At 41.9% G+C, this 18,047-nt stretch carries 15 protein-coding genes; 8 read left to right on the top strand and 7 right to left on the bottom strand.

Annotation, left to right across the window (positions count from 1 at the left end; translation table 11 throughout):
* The first annotated feature begins 17 nt into the window (after nucleotides 1-17).
* The 3 genes from Q1W14_RS06660 to priA all read left to right on the top strand — a co-directional run bounded on the left by Q1W14_RS06660 (nucleotide 18) and on the right by priA (nucleotide 4,537).
* Entirely contained in the window at nucleotides 18-788 is a 771-nt protein-coding gene (locus tag Q1W14_RS06660; protein WP_300700087.1) for a BT1926 family outer membrane beta-barrel protein, read from the top strand.
* A gap of 366 nt (nucleotides 789-1,154) precedes the next feature.
* A complete protein-coding gene (locus Q1W14_RS06655; RefSeq protein WP_300700086.1) occupies nucleotides 1,155-1,934 on the top strand; it encodes a class I SAM-dependent methyltransferase in 780 nt (259 codons plus the stop codon).
* 140 nt (nucleotides 1,935-2,074) lie between these two features.
* Entirely contained in the window at nucleotides 2,075-4,537 is a 2,463-nt protein-coding gene (priA, locus tag Q1W14_RS06650; protein ID WP_300700085.1) for a primosomal protein N', read from the top strand.
* Here the strand turns inward: priA and Q1W14_RS06645 are convergent, their stop codons facing one another.
* The 3 genes from Q1W14_RS06645 to Q1W14_RS06635 are packed head-to-tail and all read right to left on the bottom strand — an operon-like array spanning nucleotide 4,538 to nucleotide 7,683.
* The gene (locus tag Q1W14_RS06645; RefSeq protein ID WP_300700084.1) at nucleotides 4,538-6,637 is read right to left on the bottom strand and encodes an outer membrane beta-barrel protein; all 2,100 of its coding nucleotides are present in this window, start codon (nucleotides 6,635-6,637) and stop codon (nucleotides 4,538-4,540) included.
* A gap of 52 nt (nucleotides 6,638-6,689) precedes the next feature.
* Nucleotides 6,690-7,259, bottom strand: a complete 570-nt coding sequence (locus Q1W14_RS06640; RefSeq protein ID WP_300700083.1) for a sigma-70 family RNA polymerase sigma factor — start codon at nucleotides 7,257-7,259, stop codon at nucleotides 6,690-6,692.
* Nucleotides 7,252-7,683 (bottom strand): hypothetical protein, encoded by a 432-nt coding sequence (locus tag Q1W14_RS06635; protein ID WP_300700082.1) that lies wholly within the window; start codon nucleotides 7,681-7,683, stop codon nucleotides 7,252-7,254. Before Q1W14_RS06635 ends, Q1W14_RS06640 begins: the two co-directional genes overlap by 8 nt.
* Before the next feature lie 134 nt (nucleotides 7,684-7,817).
* On the opposite strand from Q1W14_RS06635, the gene Q1W14_RS06630 reads away from it, so the two are divergent.
* Nucleotides 7,818-8,315, top strand: a complete 498-nt coding sequence (locus Q1W14_RS06630) for a low molecular weight protein-tyrosine-phosphatase (RefSeq protein ID WP_300700081.1) — start codon at nucleotides 7,818-7,820, stop codon at nucleotides 8,313-8,315.
* Nucleotides 8,316-8,320: 5 nt separating this feature from the next.
* On the opposite strand, the gene Q1W14_RS06625 is transcribed toward Q1W14_RS06630, so the two are convergent.
* Nucleotides 8,321-9,088 carry a hypothetical protein gene (locus Q1W14_RS06625; protein ID WP_300700080.1) on the bottom strand — a complete coding sequence of 256 codons (768 nt, stop codon included), beginning with the start codon at nucleotides 9,086-9,088 and terminating at the stop codon, nucleotides 8,321-8,323.
* A 5-nt stretch (nucleotides 9,089-9,093) separates the two neighbouring features.
* Entirely contained in the window at nucleotides 9,094-11,157 is a 2,064-nt protein-coding gene (locus tag Q1W14_RS06620) for an HDIG domain-containing metalloprotein (RefSeq protein ID WP_300700079.1), read from the bottom strand.
* Nucleotides 11,158-11,254: 97 nt separating this feature from the next.
* Between Q1W14_RS06620 and gltX the strand changes: the two genes are divergently transcribed.
* Nucleotides 11,255-12,781 (top strand): glutamate--tRNA ligase, encoded by a 1,527-nt coding sequence (gltX, locus tag Q1W14_RS06615; RefSeq protein WP_300700078.1) that lies wholly within the window; start codon nucleotides 11,255-11,257, stop codon nucleotides 12,779-12,781.
* A gap of 30 nt (nucleotides 12,782-12,811) precedes the next feature.
* A complete protein-coding gene (locus Q1W14_RS06610; RefSeq protein WP_300700077.1) occupies nucleotides 12,812-14,032 on the top strand; it encodes a glycosyltransferase N-terminal domain-containing protein in 1,221 nt (406 codons plus the stop codon).
* Nucleotides 14,033-14,109: 77 nt separating this feature from the next.
* Here Q1W14_RS06610 and Q1W14_RS06605 read toward each other — a convergent pair whose 3' ends face one another.
* Together Q1W14_RS06605 and Q1W14_RS06600 are read right to left on the bottom strand one after the other, a co-directional pair.
* A complete protein-coding gene (locus Q1W14_RS06605) occupies nucleotides 14,110-14,622 on the bottom strand; it encodes a gamma carbonic anhydrase family protein (protein WP_300700076.1) in 513 nt (170 codons plus the stop codon).
* Nucleotides 14,623-14,634: 12 nt separating this feature from the next.
* Entirely contained in the window at nucleotides 14,635-16,413 is a 1,779-nt protein-coding gene (locus Q1W14_RS06600; RefSeq protein WP_300700074.1) for an aminopeptidase P family protein, read from the bottom strand.
* A 473-nt stretch (nucleotides 16,414-16,886) separates the two neighbouring features.
* Here Q1W14_RS06600 and rpsU point away from each other — a divergent pair, with 473 nt between their 5' ends.
* Both rpsU and xerA read left to right on the top strand, forming a co-directional pair.
* The gene (rpsU, locus tag Q1W14_RS06595) at nucleotides 16,887-17,078 is read left to right on the top strand and encodes a 30S ribosomal protein S21 (protein ID WP_042366811.1); all 192 of its coding nucleotides are present in this window, start codon (nucleotides 16,887-16,889) and stop codon (nucleotides 17,076-17,078) included.
* Between the two features lie 75 nt (nucleotides 17,079-17,153).
* Complete coding sequence (xerA, locus tag Q1W14_RS06590) at nucleotides 17,154-18,035, top strand: site-specific tyrosine recombinase/integron integrase (protein ID WP_300700113.1); 882 nt, start codon at nucleotides 17,154-17,156, stop codon at nucleotides 18,033-18,035.
* Nucleotides 18,036-18,047 lie beyond the last annotated feature (12 nt).

Below are 18,047 nucleotides of genomic sequence, written 5' to 3'. Positions count from 1 at the left end.
TTAAAACTAAAAGTAACATGAAAATAACAAGACTTTTACTGTTAGCCGTTATGCCCATGATGTGTCTTGCAGTCAGTGCACAGGAGGCAAGCTGTAAAAGGGATTTCACCCCGAAGAAAGGTGATCTCACCCTTGCGGCCACTGTAGGATACAATAGCTACGCAAGCGTCACTGCCCTTCCGGGCACGATGGCAAATTATGAAGTGGCAGCACTTTCTACCGATTGGTCAGATAAAAAACTGATGGTTGGTTTTGAGGCAGGCTGGTTCTTCAACGACTTGTGGAAACTTAACTTGGGTGGCGGTTTGAACTTCACGAATAATCCCGGTTATTCGGCTGTTCCCGGCACGATGGACGAAAACGCTTCTGCCGAAGACAACATGGGAGAGATTCCCGGTTATCGTGCAGTGGCCAATGCTCAGACATTCTCGTATAATGTCTTTGCAGGCGTCGATCGGTATTTTAAGATGAAAAAAGTTCCTAACCTGATGTGGTATACAGGCTTGCGTGTGGGCATGGCGTATGCGCAGAACCAAACGAAGTATGACGAATACGAATCAATGGGCAAGTCCGTTGGTGAAACCTGGAACCTGAGAGGTTCCCTTACAATGGGTGTAGATTACTTCGTATTGCCTGCTATGTATGTGGGTGCTCAGATTGATCCTTTCTCTTATACGTATAACATGACTACGTATAAGCCTCAGGAAGGACTGAGCAATCTGGATGCAGACAGTCATAATTTCAGTCTGTTGTCTGCCCCCACTATCAAGATCGGGTTTAAGTTTTAAGACTTATACATCTACAGCTATTAAAAAAGCTGTTATCCAACGATCAGAGTTACGATTTATAGGTCTATCTGATTGTATTAGTAAAAAATGTGTAATGAGAGGGCTCCTTGCGAAAGGCGCCCTCTTTCTTTGTGATAACAAATACCTTATCAAACAATTTTTTTCTATCTTTGCAGCATGACAAAGATATTTAGATCGGATTTGGTTTTATAAACAATCTGTGCCTTTAATACAGATTGTCCCTTCGTTTACTCTCGGATAACTCCTTTCGAGAGTATTATTCTATTATTATAATTCAAGTTTAATCTGCGTACAATGATGAAAGCATTGCTATGCTTTTCTATGTATGCAAAATACAATAAGATAATGAGTAACGAAAATAAAACAATTCACGAATTCGAGCTTAATTTAATTTGTGACTTCTTTTCTACTATGGAACGACAAGGACCCGGAAGTCCCGAAGTAACACTGAAAGCATTGAGTTTCATTGATAACCTTACTGAGAAATCCCTTATAGCCGACATTGGTTGCGGTACGGGAGGTCAGACAATGGTGCTTGCCGGACATGTGTCGGGGCAAATTACCGGACTTGACTTTCTTCCCGGTTTTATTAATATCTTCAATCGTAATGCAAAGCAGCTTGGTTTGCAAGATAGAGTGAAAGGTGTTGTTGGTTCAATGGATAACCTTCCTTTCCAAAATGAGGAGTTAGACTTGATTTGGTCTGAAGGGGCTATTTATAATATTGGCTTTGAACGGGGATTGAATGAATGGCGTAAGTATTTAAAAACAGGAGGATATATTGCCATATCTGAAAGTTCGTGGTTTACAGACGAACGACCTGCAGAAATCAATGATTTTTGGATGGATGCATATACCGAGATAGATACGATTCCTAATCAAGTAGCCAAGATACATAAAGCAGGATATCTTCCCGTAGCTACATTTATTTTGCCTTCAACTTGCTGGACAGAGCATTACTTTGCTCCGGCAGTTACTGCCCGCGAGATTCTTTTGAATAAATATGCAGGAAATCAAACTGCTGAGGAACTGGTTGGGTTGTCATGTCGTGAAGAGATGTTATATAGTAAGTATAAAAAATACTACGGCTATACATTCTTCATAGCAAAAAAGATAGAGTTATGATTTGATTGAATTTCTAATCTTTATTTAATCAGTGCGGGTATTCTGTTTAAGGAATGCCCGCACTTAATATTTTGTGAAAAGACATTAGATTATTCTTCTGATTTATGAATTAAAAAGTTCTTCGTATCTTTGTTGCCGTGATGGAAAAATTTGTTGATGTCATATTGCCCCTGCCTCTGCATAGTTGTTTCACCTACTCCCTGCCGGAAGAAATGGCGGAGGAGGTGCAGATAGGTTGTCGTATTGTAGTACCTTTTGGCAAAAAGAAGTATTATACAGGAATCGTGCGTAATGTACATTATCTGAAACCTGAAGAATATGAGGTGAAGGGGGTAACTGCATTGCTGGATGCACACCCTATTCTATTACCTTTGCAATTCAAATTTTGGGAGTGGCTAGCCGATTACTATCTCTGTACACAAGGCGATGTCTACAAAGCAGCATTACCTTCGGGATTGAAACTCGAAAGTGAAACCATGGTGGGGTACAATCCTGATTTCGAAGCATCGGAATCCTTGCCGGAACGGGAGCAGAAAGTCTTGGATTTGCTTTCGGTTGAACCGGAACAGTGCGTCACAAAACTGGAAAAAGATACCGGCTTTAAGAATATCCTCAATATTATCAAGTCCTTGCTTGATAAGGAAGCTATCTTCGTAAAAGAAGAGTTGAGACGAACCTATAAACCCAAAACAGAAACCCGTGTGCGTTTGACTACCGCAGCAAGCAACGAACGACGGCTACACTTCTTTTTCGATGAGTTGCAACGCCGTGCACCGAAACAATTGGATTTATTGATGAAATACATCGAATTATCCGGTTGTCTGGGTGGAAAACCAAAGGAAGTCAACAAGAAAGAGTTGCTGCAACGTGCTTCTGCTACCCCTGCCGTCTTCAATGGACTGATAGAACGAGGAGTATTTGAGGTTTATCAGCAGGAGGTAGGTCGCTTGAATGCTGTTTCGATGAACGAGACCCTCCCTTTAAATTCACTGAATATTCATCAGCAGCAAGCCTACGATAGTATCGTTGAAAACTTTAAAACAAAAAATGTCTGTTTGCTGCATGGTGTAACATCCAGTGGCAAAACAGAGGTCTATATCCATTTGATTGAACAAACTATCCGTCAAGGGAAACAGGTATTGTATCTGTTACCTGAAATAGCTTTAACCACTCAGATAACGGAACGTTTGCAACGTGTATTTGGGACTCGTTTGGGAATCTATCATTCTAAATTTCCTGATGCCGAACGAGTTGAGATCTGGCAAAAACAATTATCGGAGAGGGGATATGATATTATTTTGGGAGTTCGTTCTTCTGTATTTCTACCTTTTCGTAACCTGGGATTGGTCATCGTGGATGAAGAACATGAAAATACTTATAAGCAACAAGACCCTGCTCCCCGCTATCATGCTCGTAATGCTGCCATTGTGTTAGCAGCGATGTATGGTGCCAAAACTTTATTAGGAACAGCAACCCCTTCGATTGAAACTTGGCACAATGCAGTTTCGGACAAATATGGTTTGGTGGAATTAAAAGAGCGATATAAAGAAATTCAATTGCCTGAAATTATACCTGTAGACATCAAAGAACTGCATCGGAAGAAGCGGATGAGCGGACCTTTTTCGCCATTGCTCTTGCAATATATTCGCGAAGCATTGGAGCAGAAAGAGCAGGTTATCTTGTTTCAGAATCGTCGTGGCTTTGCGCCAATGATAGAATGCCATACGTGTGGTTGGGTGCCGAAATGCAAGAATTGCGATGTTAGTCTGACTTTTCATAAGGGCTTGAACCAATTGACGTGCCATTATTGTGGATATACCTACCAGCTACCTCGTGTTTGTCCGGCTTGTGAAGGAAGTGATTTGCGTAACCGTGGCTTTGGTACGGAGAAGATAGAGGATGAGATTAAGGCTATTTTCCCAGAAGCATCCGTTGCCCGTATGGATTTGGATACTACTCGTACCCGTACTGCTTACGAACGTATCATTGCTGATTTTGAGCAAGGCAAGACGGATATTCTGATTGGAACACAGATGGTTTCGAAAGGACTGGACTTCGATCACGTCAGTGTAGTTGGTATTCTTAATGCTGACACAATGCTCAATTATCCTGATTTTCGAGCTTATGAACGTGCCTATCAACTTATGGCACAGGTGGCAGGCCGTGCCGGACGAAAGAACAAGCGTGGTAGGGTGGTGTTGCAGACCAAGAGCATGGATCATTCCATTATTCCGCAAGTAATAGCCAACGATTATGAAGGCATGGTTGGCGGACAACTTGCCGAGCGCCAGATGTTCCATTATCCACCTTATTACCGGTTGGTGTACGTCTACCTCAAGAACAGGAACGAGCAACTGCTTGACTTGATGGCGCAAACCATGTCAAGCAAGTTGCGTGCCGTCTTTGGAAACCGTGTCCTGGGACCGGACAAGCCTCCTGTTGCCCGTGTGCAAACCTTGTTCATCCGGAAAATTATCGTAAAGATAGAACTGAATGCTCCGATGAACCGTGCCCGTGAGTTGCTGGTACAAGTGCAGAAGGAGATGATAGCTGAAGATCGGTTCAAGTCCCTGTTGGTGTACTATGATGTCGACCCGATGTAACTACTCTTTTGTGCCTTGCAGGATTCCGGTTTCATCGTCTGAGTTCTGAATACTCTTGTCACTTCTTTTATACTGTCGTCCGAAGTTCAGATTGAAATTGAGCTTCACCACAAAAGTATTCGACATATTGTTACTATGTATATCCGACTTCACAGGATTCAGTGCCGACCAGTTTTCATTCTCCGAGCGATAAGTCTTTGTGAACGGATTGAATACTCCTGCCATGATGCTCCACGACGGTTGCTTGTATCCTATCATCAATGAGCGCATCAAGTCTCCTTTCATCAGTTGCTCGCCATATACCATTCGGTTAGGAGGGGTTAAAGTCATGAAATTCAGCATCCAGTTTTTGTAAGAGGCATCTAGGTTGATGCGCAATTCTTTCAACGTATAGGTGTGCAGATAGTTGTTACCTTCGCTAATATACCGGTTGATACCGGGGGTGATGGCAAGGCTGATATAATCTTTCCAGGGCTTTAACCTGAGAGTGACTTCGGCTGTCAGGTGACGGAAAGATTTCTGATTCTCATACGTATGGATGAAAATGCCATCTTCGTAGTGTATGGATTCCATCACAGGATTTTTTTCATGAGTGTAGGTAACAAGAGCGTCCAGGTCGATTATACCTAAAGTATAGGTAGCATTGAAATCCTGTATGATACTGCGAAAGGATTTCAGATTCGGATTACCCTTGCGTATCTGTAGATTGTCTATATCTTGCTCCACGTCATTAAGGTAGGCGATAGAGGGGATATTATTTTTCAGGTTGATGTGATAGCGTAGGTGCAAATCATCCACAGGACTATATGAAACCAGCAGAGAGGGCTGGAGGGCATACTTCTCGTTATGATTCTTCTTTTGACTGTAATAGAAACGGCTGAGACTCAGGTTTGCCATATATCCCCACTTGCTGATTTTACCCCGATATTCAGCGTAAGCATTACTTTCTGCCTGGTGCATCAGGATATTCTGGGAGTTATTGCCACTGTACAGGTTACTGGTATAGGATTGCATGTGTTTCAAGCCTGCGGTTATTGCACCTTGTTCGGTCTTCTTTTCGTAAATGCCTTCAGCTATCAGGGAATATTTTTTGCCCGATATATCAGAATAAAATTCCGTTTCGGTTTTTTCTTCCTTCTGTTCCAGATAAATACGAGTATTGTTGCTGCGAATATAAGTTCCCACTACATTGAAAATAAGCTGCTGGTCGTGTTTCAGAAATTGCTGATAATACAAGTCGATGGCAGGCAGATGATTTCGTTCTTTGGTATGGTCGAGAATTGATAGCGGAGTATCGGAGTCGGAAGAATGAAGCTGACTTTTCCGATCTTCGTATCCGGCAGGGTTGTCTTGCAAAGTGTATCTGAACTGGGCATTGAACAGATATTTTCCCTTATCCTGCAAACTATAACTAAGATTGGTATTCAAAAGTTTTTTATTGAACAGAGTCGGTTCGCCTACTTCCAGGCGGTGCAGTTCATGGTCGGGGAAAATAAGCCGCTCGTCATATTCGCGTGTCCAGTCACCTTTGCGCTGGATATATCGGACGTTGGCAGAGAATTCGGACTTACCTTGATTGTACCTGCCGGCAAGCATATCATCAATCGAAGTGCGGTTGCTGCCGAAACCGTGGAAGGCACCGCCATTGATATTTCCACCTGCTTTCTTGGTCTTGGTGATGTAGTTGATAACTGCGGCGGCATTGCCATAACGTGCTCCGGGGATATCGAGGTATTCTACCCGAAGGATATCATCGGGATTGAGTGCCAGGATTTCAGTATAAGTAACCTCTATTCCATTGATTCTTAGTTGCACTTCTCCGTGTCCGGCATGGGTTATCTCACCCGAATTGATATCTATCATGATACGGGGTAGTTGCAGTTTGCTTAGCAAGTCCACTCCGTTGGCAGAAACTTTCAGTTGCTGCTGGGTAGGAAGAATTACCTTACGGTCGTCTTTTTCAATGACCGACTTTGATTTTACAGTGACTTCTTCCAGGTCGATGGACATCATTCCGGTGGAGTCTTTGGCAATTAATTGCGCATGAGTGGGGATGGCCATACATAGCAGTATGGTCATAAATGACAGTATTGTTTTCATAAATGTTTGATGGGAAATCTGTTTGCCGACGGGCAAACAGGGTAAGTAGTATTTAATAATTCAGCATGTCGTCATACAATCCTTTCAACCGTTTGCGAAGGTGGACAACGGCATAATGCTTTCGGGATAATAGAGTGTTGACCGGTACACCGGTAGTTACAGACAATTCTTTGGCAGAAATTCCTTCCAGTTCCATCAGTTCAAAAACTTTCCGTTGTTCGGGTGGTAGTTCGGCAAGGGCTACTTCGAGCTCTTGCCAGACGAGTGAACGCATGTATTCTGTTTCGGGGGTAGCTGCGGAGTCATCGAACAAGATTTCGGAAAAGTCATTCCAAAGATTGTCTTCTTTGTCGTAGGCAGGAGAGGGTAATTCCTCTTCCTGCATCTTCTTGCTCTTGTTGATAATCGTATTCCGTGCCACCCGATACAGCCATGCCGAGACTTGCTCTATAGGGTTGAAAGTATCTTCAACTGCCTTGACAAATTGCAGAAATACATCTTGCAGGATATCTTCGGCATCTTCCTTGTTGGAAACCCGCTTGCGGATAAATGCCTTCAGACGTGGCTGATTTTCAACTATCAGTTTGTCAATGCTACCGGTCTTCTCCATTTCATTATTCATCTTTCCGGGAAGTTTCGGCGGTATGGTTTTCAGAAGGAGTATCTTCGGTGGGCGCTTCTCCCCAAGGTCCTTTTCCCCAAGGATTTCCAAAGCCGAACTTACGTCGTTTGTCGATAAACTTTTTCCGTTCTTCCGGCGTCATCTTTTCCCATTTTTCACGGAAAGGATTTCCCCTTCTACCGCCAAACATGCCGCCCCTACCGGGGAACATACCACTGTGACCTGGGATCATACCACCTCTGCCGGGGAAACCTCCGAAAAGGATACGTGCAAGTATAAACAGTGCCAGTGCCTGCCAAAAGTTGATGGTCGCCAATCCGCAGACTGCAGGCAGGGTAAAGTTCCATAATAACATCACAATGGCGCCACAGGCAGCTAATATAGCTATTCCGAATAGTGGCATCAATATAAATCTCTTTTTCATAATTCTTCAATCTTTTAAGTGATACATAGTTTCTTGAGGACGTTCTCTGTTAATGCTGACAATCGAAGCGAAGAAATATTTTAAGAGAACGCAAAAAAAATCTATCTTTACGCCCAAAGTTAAGCAATGTATGTATGAAAAAGCCCTATAGAATCCTTTTTGTTTGCTTGGGAAATATTTGCCGTTCCTCTTCCGCTGAGGGAGTTATGAAGCAATTAATAGAAAAAGCAGGTCGTGAAGACGACTTTATTATTGACTCCGCTGGAATATTGTCTTATCATCAGGGGGAATTACCTGATAGTCGGATGCGTGCCCATGCTTCTCGTCGAGGCTATAATCTGACGCACCGTTCTCGTCCCGTCCGTACGGAAGACTTCTATAATTTCGATTTAATAATCGGTATGGATGATCGTAATATTGACGATTTGAAAGATCGTGCCCCTTCACCTGCAGAATGTAGCAAAATTCATCGTATGACTGAATATTGTACTAAGTTTACTTATGCCGACCATGTTCCCGATCCTTATTACAGTGGTGCCGAAGGCTTTGAGTATGTCCTCGATCTGCTGGAAGATGCCTGCGCTGGATTGCTTAAAACCTTACCCTCGTCTTCGGAGAGGGTAAGGGAGTGAGACTTTTAGTGACTTATATCCTGATAGAACCGTTTGTTATCATTCAAGCTACAAGTAGCATCTACGCCTACTTGCTGCAATCGTTCGGCTATCTCATTCAGCTTTTTTCTTGAAACCCTACCGATATAGAACAATCGGTAGCGGTAATCCTTGTCCAATAGCTCCATGATATGCGTGAAAGCTTGTTCGCGTGCAAAGTCAAAATTGACTTTGCGTAAGTCTGTATAAGGATATTGAATCGTCCTACCTACACTGTGAATGATAAGTGCCTCGTTGTTTAACGTCAGATAGCAGAAACGTGTCATCAGCATGCAGATAAAAAATAGGCTCAGTCCGAAAGAGATGATAGCTGGAATAAAGCCCCACCATACGTCGCCGCTGATAGAGTAGTAGCCTAAAATCAGGAACATGAGGAACAATACGAAGAAATAAAACATATAGAGTGACGGTCGCTGGTAAGTTTCCGTAGGAAGTTCGGTAACTGTACGTTTGTGCTGTATATAGTTATCGAAAACGATTCCTTTGGAAATAAGAAAACGGATCACTGAGGATGGATGATGACAAGGGCGCAGGAGAATCACCTTGTTTTTGCCTTCCTTCAGGTGTAAAATCAATATCCCCGGACCATATTTGTCTTTAGTCGTCAAATTACTTTTACGTGGTACTTGATGATAACGCTTCATGAAGCTGAAACTTTCGATCTGGTGTAGCCCTATCCGCTGACTTTGCAGCAGTCTTTCGGCTCTTTTTTCTTCTTTAGCGGTCACTTCCATGGCTTTTATTTTTTAAGTTCGGGATAACTGATACGAGTATGGTAAATCATTTTTAATTTCTCTTTAAACACTGCTTTTACAGTAGCAATGTCTTTAAAGGTAATGGGGCATTCTTTGAAGTAACCTTCCGCTACCTGTGAGTCGATAATCTTGTCTACCAGGTTGCTGATGCTCTCTTCCGTATATTCAGGCAGACTGCGTGAAGCTGCTTCAACCGAGTCCGCCATCATCAGGATGGCTTGCTCTTTCGTGAACGGATTAGGTCCCGGATAGGTGAAGAGTTCTTCGTTCGGTTCTTTGCCGGGATGTTCGTTCTTCCATGAAATATAGAAGAATTTGGTTTTCCCACGACCATGATGGGTGGTGATAAAGTCTTTGATAACTTTGGGTAAATTATTCTTTTCAGCCAGTTTCAAACCGTCAGTCACGTGGCTGATGACGACCTGCGAACTTTGTTCATAATTCAAATTCTTATGTGGGTTGACACCACCCGATTGGTTTTCGGTGAAGAATACCGGGTTTTCCATCTTGCCGATGTCATGATACAATGCACCGGTACGTACCAATTGACTCTTGGCATCGATACGGTTAGCAGCTTCGGCTGCAAGATTGGCTACTTGCATGGAGTGCTGGAAGGTTCCCGGAACCGTTTCGGACATGCGGCGCAATAGACTATTATTAATGTTAGACAGCTCTACCAGAGTTACATTGGAGGTGAAACCGAAAGTCTTTTCTACTAGGAAGAGCAGCGGATATGTGAATAATAGGAGTACCCCGTTAATAACGAAGTAAGTATACATGCTTCCATTGAGTTTCGACAAATCGTTCTCTGTTATCAGCTCGAAGGCAAAGTAAACAGCTGCATAAGTCAGTATAACAAGTATTGCCGTACGGAATAACTGTGAACGTTGGGATAGTTCGCGCAAACTGAAGATGGCAACTAACCCAGCAGAGAGTTGCAAAAGAATAAATTCATGAGGATATCTTAGAGAAATGGAGCATATCAATATGGTAATGGCATGCGTAATAAATGCTGTACGCGAATCGAGGAACACCCGGATGATGATGGGAAGCATGGCGTAGGGCAGGATATAGACGTTGAAAATGTTGTTTGTCACCATGATTGCAGTCACCACACAATAAAACATAGTAAGTGCAAAGAGTAACGAAAGACTGCCTTTGCGATCGTAATAATCTTTGCGGAATAAGTCGAGATAGAGCATGAAGCAGAGCATAAAGATGCCGACGTACAATATTTGTCCTACCAGCATTAAGCGTTTTTGTCCGATGGACTCACTTCGCTTGATCGACTCTTTTCGCAGACTTTCAAGGATGTTGTAAGTTTCCTGGTTTACGATCTCACCCCGGTCGATTATTTTCTGCCCACTCAGAACGATGCCGTTTGCCCATGAGTAATTGTCGAGAACTTCTTTTTTAGCAGTTTCCGTACGTTGTTCATCGTATGTGAGGTTAGGAAGTAAATATTCATTCAGCGAACATTGCCGTAGGATGTCTGGGCGATAATGTAATGTATCAGCGCTAAGTACATAATTATAAGCATCTTTCACGGAGTAAAGTTTATCGGTGCTTTGCTGATTCGCCATTTTATCATTCACTACCATGATGGCGGCAGAACTGTCTTTTTGTAATTTGACTAACTGATCTGAGGAAAGAATACCGGAGCGATAAACTTCGGAAAGTTTTCTCTCCAGAAAACGCATGTAGTCCGACGACGGGACAATCCCTTTCAAATGATTCTGATAATCAGCCTTCAATTTATTGAGTGCATTCTTCTCTACACTCTTGTCCAACTGGAAATAAGGTTGGAAATTAGCAAGTATACTGTCTTGTTCACGCTTGACAATTTTATCATCCTTGTAGATGGGAAAGTCGAATGTTGCCATCAACTGCCCGTACTTCCAAGGTTTATCGGTATCGAACTGGTAATTGAATTTACCGTCGCGTGGAAGAAAATAGACAATAACTGCTACTGTACCGACGAATATCAGTGCTTTGTATAATAAATCTCTGAACGAGAATTTCTTTTTGGTCTTGCTGAAATAACTCATAATGGTTGAAATTTTTGCGAAAAGTACAAAAAAAAACATTAGTGTGGAAAAAAAGGTTTAATTTTGCCGTCTAAATTATTTATAAGTAAGGTAGATTATGACAGAAAGAAGAGTCAGAGTCCGTTTTGCCCCAAGTCCTACGGGGGCGTTGCACATTGGTGGTGTGCGTACAGCTTTATATAATTATCTCTTTGCACGTCAGCATGGAGGAGATCTAATTTTCCGAATTGAAGATACTGATTCCAACCGTTTTGTACCGGGTGCGGAAGAATATATTCTGGAATCGTTCAAGTGGCTGGGAATCCCGTTTGATGAAGGTGTTAGTTTCGGTGGAAACTATGGACCTTATCGCCAGTCGGAACGCCGCGAAATATACAAGAAGTATGTAGATGTTTTGTTGGATGCCGGAAAAGCATATATCGCATTCGATACTCCCGAAGAGTTGGATGCAAAGCGTGCTGAAATTGCAAACTTCCAATACGATGCTTCTACCCGCATGCAGATGCGCAATTCACTGACACTTTCAAAAGAAGAGGTGGATGCCCTGATTGGTGATGGTAAACAGTACGTGGTGCGTTTTAAAATAGAACCTAATGAGGATGTGCTTGTAAACGACTTGATTCGTGGAGAAGTGATTATCAATTCTTCTATTCTTGACGATAAAGTCCTCTATAAATCGGCAGATGAACTGCCTACTTATCATTTGGCAAATATTGTCGATGACCATTTGATGGAAGTTTCTCATGTGATCCGTGGTGAAGAATGGTTGCCTTCTGCACCCTTGCACGTGCTGTTATATCGTGCTTTCGGTTGGGCAGATACCATGCCTGCTTTTGCCCATCTGCCTTTGTTGCTGAAGCCCGAAGGTAATGGAAAACTGAGCAAACGTGATGGTGACCGCCTTGGTTTCCCTGTTTTCCCGTTGGAATGGCATGACCCCAAAACGAATGAAGTTTCATCCGGTTATCGTGAAGCTGGTTATTTGCCGGAAGCAGTCATTAATTTCCTTGCACTGCTGGGTTGGAACCCGGGTAATGATCAGGAACTGATGTCTATGGACGAACTGGTGAAACTCTTTAACCTTTCACATTGCAGCAAATCCGGTGCAAAGTTTGATTATAAAAAAGGTATCTGGTTCAATCACGAATACATCATGGCAAAACCGGATGCGGAGATAGCAACACTTTTCCGTCCTGTATTGAAAGCCAATGGCATAGATGCCGATAAATATAATGATGCATATCTTAGCAAGGTGGTATCCTTGGTAAAAGGACGTGTGAACTTTGTGAAAGAATTGTGGGATCAGTCTCGGTTCTTCTTTGTCGCTCCAACTGAATATGCTGAAAAAGATGTGAAGAAACGCTGGTCTGAAGATACTCCGGCTATCATGACTGAACTGATCGAAGTTTTGGGTGGTATAAATGATTTCTCATCAAAATCTTCTGAGGATATTGTGATTGGTTGGATTACCGATCGTGGTTATCACATGGGCAATGTTATGAATGCTTTCCGATTGGCAGTAGTGGGAGAGTGTAAAGGTCCGCACATGTTCGATATTACCGAACTGATTGGTAAGGAAGAAACATTGGCTCGTATTCAGCGTGCTATCGAGACTTTAAAATAATGAAGATTCTTCATTCTTAATTCAATAAGTATGCTCTACGACTTGGCAATAGCCATCTATGATATCTTGGTGCATTTGGCTGCCCCGTTTAGCCGTAAACCCCGTAAGATGATGAAGGGACATTGGGTAGTGTACGAACTTCTCCGTCAACAATTAGAGAAGGACGTGCGCTATATATGGTTCCATGCTGCTTCTTTGGGAGAGTTTGAACAAGGACGTCCGCTGATTGAGAAAATCCGTGAGAAATATCCCGACTATGGTATTCTGTTGACGTTCTTTTCACCCTCAGGATATGAGGTTCGTAAGAACTACAGGGGAGCGGACGTCGTTTGTTACCTGCCTTTTGACAAACCCCGTAATGTAAAAAAGTTCCTGGATATAGTAAATCCATGTATGGCGTTCTTTATTAAGTACGAATTCTGGAAAAACTATTTGGACGAATTGCATAAACGTCGTATTCCGGTTTATAGTATTTCCTCAATTTTCCGTCGCGGACAAATCTTCTTTAAGTGGTATGGTGGTACTTATAGAAATGTATTGCGGGACTTTGACCATCTGTTTGTACAAAACGAACGTTCCAAGCGTTATTTAGGGAAGATTGGCATCAATCGTGTAACTGTAGTAGGCGATACTCGTTTTGACCGTGTTCTTCAGATTCGTGAAGAAGCGAAACATCTTCCGTTGGTAGAGCTTTTCAAGAATAACACTATGACTTTTGTGGCAGGAAGTTCTTGGCAACCGGATGAAGATTTATTCATTGAGTACTTCAATCAGCATCCCGAAGTCAAGTTAATTATCGCTCCGCATGTGATTGATGAAAATCACTTGGTGGAAATTATTCGTAAATTGAAACGCCCTTATGTACGATATACCCGTGCTGATGAAAAGAATGTGCGTAAAGCTGATTGTTTGATTATCGATTGCTTCGGATTACTTTCTTCCATTTATCGATATGGAGAAATATCTTACGTTGGAGGTGGTTTCGGAGTCGGCATTCATAATACTTTGGAAGCAGCAGTGTATGGAATCCCTGTTATTTTTGGACCTAAATATCAGAAGTTCCAGGAAGCTATTCAATTGTTAGAGGCAGAAGGTGGATTCTCGATTAAGGATTATGAAGAATTGAAAGCCCTGCTTGACCGTATGCTGACAGATGAAGTCTTCTTGCGTGAAGTCGGAATGAATGCCGGTAATTATGTAACTGGTAATGCTGGAGCTACGGATAAGATATTGAGTATGATAAACTTTTAAAAAAGTGATAAGGTGATGGAGTGATAAGGTGATAATTGAAAGTACCACACCTTATCACTCCATCACCTTATCACTTTTTATTTATACCAATCAGAGTACATCAAATAATTATGTGCAATCTTCTGATTTAGTTCTTTTGCTTGTTCCGGATCTACTTTCTTAATGAATTTGGCGGGTACGCCTCCCCAGATGCTACCGGGTTCAATTATCGTATTGCTCAAAACTAAAGAGCCTGCGGCAACAATAGCTCCCTCTCCAACCACTGCATGGTCAAGAATGGTTGATCCCATACCTACTAAAGCGTAATCTTTAATTGTTGCTCCATGAATAGTAACATTGTGTCCCACAGATACGTGGTCACCTATTTCTATAGTCGATTTCTCATATAATGTATGTAGTACGCTCCCATCTTGAATGTTTACTCCATTACCTATGTGGATGGAATTTACATCTCCACGCAATACTGTGCTGAACCATATACTGCAATCGCGTCCTATTTTTACATCGCCGATGATGACCGCATTGTCTGCCAAAAAACAATTCTCCCCAATTTCAGGAGTGAATCCTCTTACTGATTTTATTAATGCCATTTATTTTAGTGATTAGTTGTTACATGCTTCTTTCAGCCATTCCTGTTCCTCTTTATTCAAGTCAGGCGAAAGTTTTTCATATATGTGTTGGTGATAATCGTTCAACCAATTAATCTCTTCTTCTGATAACATTTCTTTGATAATGCCTTTCTTGCAAATGGGACAAAGAGTAATCGTTTCGAATTTCAAGTAATTGCCGAACATGCCCTCACCTGCAGGGACGGTCAGCATAAGATTTTCCGTTCGTACTCCGTGACTTCCCGCTTTGTAAACTCCTGGTTCGTTTGAAGTTACCATACCCGGTTGCAGACTGATTGGATTCTCGTTCATACGAATGCTCTGTGGACCTTCGTGTACACTAAGGAAATGTCCTACGCCATGCCCTGTTCCATGCAGGAAGTTCATGTGATGTTTCCATATCGGCATGCGTGCCAGTACATCCAGTTGAGCACCGCGGGTACCCACAGGGAATACAGCCATGGCAAGATCGATATGCCCTTTTAATATTAAGGTATAATCCGTTTTTTCTTCTTCGGATAATTCTCCCAATGCTATAGTACGAGTAATATCGGTCGTTCCATCCAAATATTGGGCACCGGAATCGAGCAATAAAAAGCCTTTAGGTTGTAAGTGAACATCCGTTTCAGGGGTAGCTTCATAGTGTACGATAGCTCCGTGCTCCTTGTAACCCGCAATGGTATCAAAACTTTCGCCCATATAAAGCGGTTGTGCGGCACGGAATTCATGCAATTTTTTATTGATGCTGATTTCTGTTTCCTGACCTGCCGGAACTGCCTTTTCCAACCATATTAAGAATTTTACCAGTGCGACTCCGTCACGTTGCATAGCTGCATGGATTCCTGCGATTTCTTGTTCATTGCGAATTGCTTTTAATAAAGCAAGAGGTGAAGCTTTCTCTATAATTTCGCAATCGGGGCAGATGGCTGAATAAATGGCAAAATTCGTTTTAAGCGGATTCAGCATTATATTGTCAATCATCAGATTTTCCAGGAAATATTCAATATCCTCATAAGAGTGGATAGCAACTTCTACTTCCTTTAAATAGGCAGAAAGTTCTCCGGTTACTTTCTGAGGTTGGATGAAGAAGTGTGTATCTTGCTCCGTAATCAATAAGTAACTTACTACCATTGGATTGCAGTGTACGTCATTTCCGCGTATGTTCAGCGCCCATGCTATTTCGTCTAAAGTCGAGATTAGCAATGCTTCAGCACCGTCCTTTTTCATCTCCTTGCGGATGTCAGTCAGTTTCTCCGGGCAACTCTTTCCGGCATATTTCGTTTCGTAGATATATGCCGATGCTTCCGGCATTGGAGGACGGTCAGCCCATATTTTAGCTATCGGATCAGAAATGCTCGTAACGATTATGCCATTCTTTTCTAGTTTGTCCTGTAATTGTCTTGCTTCTTCCGTTGAAAAAACTTTTCCATCAATACCCACAACCTGACCTGCTTTCAGGTTTTCACTCAGAAAAGCGGAAATACTTGGTGTCTCGGGCAACATTTCTTTGTGTAGGTCGATGCCGCTTCCTGCTAATTGTTGATCTGCTTGGAGAAAATAGCGCGAGTCCGTCCATAATCCTGCTTTTTCACGAGTGACAACTACGGTACCAGCCGAACCGGTGAATCCGGAAATCCATTCCCTCGATTGCCAATGTGGCGCTACATATTCGCTTAAATGCGGATCTGTACTAGGGATAATGAAGGCGTCTATTCCCTCATTCTCAAATAATGCCCGAAGGGCATCTATACGCTGTCTAACTGTTTGGTTCATGATTTCTATAATATAAGATATAGCTTTTTTCTTTTCCCCAAAGTTACTTACTTTTCTTTAATATTAAGGTGGATCGTCTGCTTTTTATCTTTGTCTTGAGGTTCTCTACTGTTTTTGAAGTAGTTAAATTGGCATTAGTCAGCTTTTGGATACCTATTTATTCTTATTTGCTAGAATCTTAGAAATACGACAAATAGACCAATCTCTTTTGCTCCATACCTTCTCCCTATCTGCTCCTTACCCGCTCCTTACCAACTCCCTATATTTTCTCACTCTATTGACAGGGAGAAAACAGGAAGTTGGTAAGATGGAGAAGAGGAATAGAACAAGATAAGGGAAGTGAGTTTTGATTCTTTTCCCGGACCATTAAAAGTTTTTTTGCAGAAAGTTTTGTGAATAAAGAAAGTATGTGTAATTTTGCCGCTCAATTTAATCGTGAGATTTTTAAACATTAATATTTTAAAAGAAAAAAAATGATTGTAGTACCTGTAAAAGAAGGCGAAAACATTGAGAAAGCGCTGAAGAAGTTTAAAAGAAAATTTGAAAAAACTGGTATTGTTAAAGAGTTGAGAAGAAGACAACAATTTGACAAACCGTCTGTAACAAACAGACTTAAGAAAGAACGTGCTGTTTACGTTCAACAACTTCAGCAAGTAGAAGATTAATAATTCGTAATTTCCTTTGAATTATTGAATTCTTTTTCATACATTCGTTGCATGATTTAGATATGTAGCGATATGTTGTTGGCAGACTCTTTTCTTGATTACCTCCGCTATGAACGGAATTATTCTGAGGAGACTATAAAGTCTTATCGGGAAGATATACGTCAGTTCGGAGAGTTTGGCGAAGAAGAAGTCAAAGACTTAGCTCCTTCGGAAGTAAATGCAGAACTTGTTCGTGAATGGATCGTTTCATTGATGGATAAAGGGTATACTTCCACTTCGGTTAACCGAAAGTTGAGCGCTCTCCGGTCATATTTTAAATTTCTCTTGCGAAAGGGAGACGTAACGGTAGATCCGTTACGAAAGATAACGGGACCTAAAAACAAGAAACCGTTACCGTCTTTCTTAAAGGAAAGTGAAATGGATAAATTGCTGGATGATACTTATTTCGGTGAAGGGTTTAAAGGATGTCGTGACCATTTGATTATTGAGATGTTTTATGCCACAGGTATGCGACTCTCTGAATTAATAGGACTTGACGACAAAGATGTGGATTATTCAGCTTCCCTTATTAAAGTAACGGGAAAAAGAAATAAACAGCGTTTGATTCCTTTTGATGAAGAACTAAGAACTGCGATGGCAGAGTATGTTAACGTGAGGAATGATGCTATACCTGTAAGATCGGATGCTTTTTTTATTCGTGAAACAGGGGAACGTCTCTCTCGTAATATCGTTGGCAATCTTGTGAAACGGAACCTTTCGAAGGTGGTTACGATGAAGAAAAGAAGTCCCCATGTCTTGAGGCATACCTTTGCGACGACAATGCTGAATCATGATGCAGAACTCGGAGCTATAAAGGAGATTCTTGGACACGAAAGTTTGGCGACAACCGAAGTTTATACGCATACCACTTTTGAAGAACTTAAAAAAGTGTATAATCAGGCTCATCCTCGGGCCTAAAGAAAAAGGAGG

The organism is Bacteroides sp. (assembly GCF_030151085.1).
GTDB lineage: Bacteria > Bacteroidota > Bacteroidia > Bacteroidales > Bacteroidaceae > Bacteroides.
Note: the sequence above shows the minus strand (reverse complement) of the source record. Positions and strands in the feature narration are given on the sequence as shown.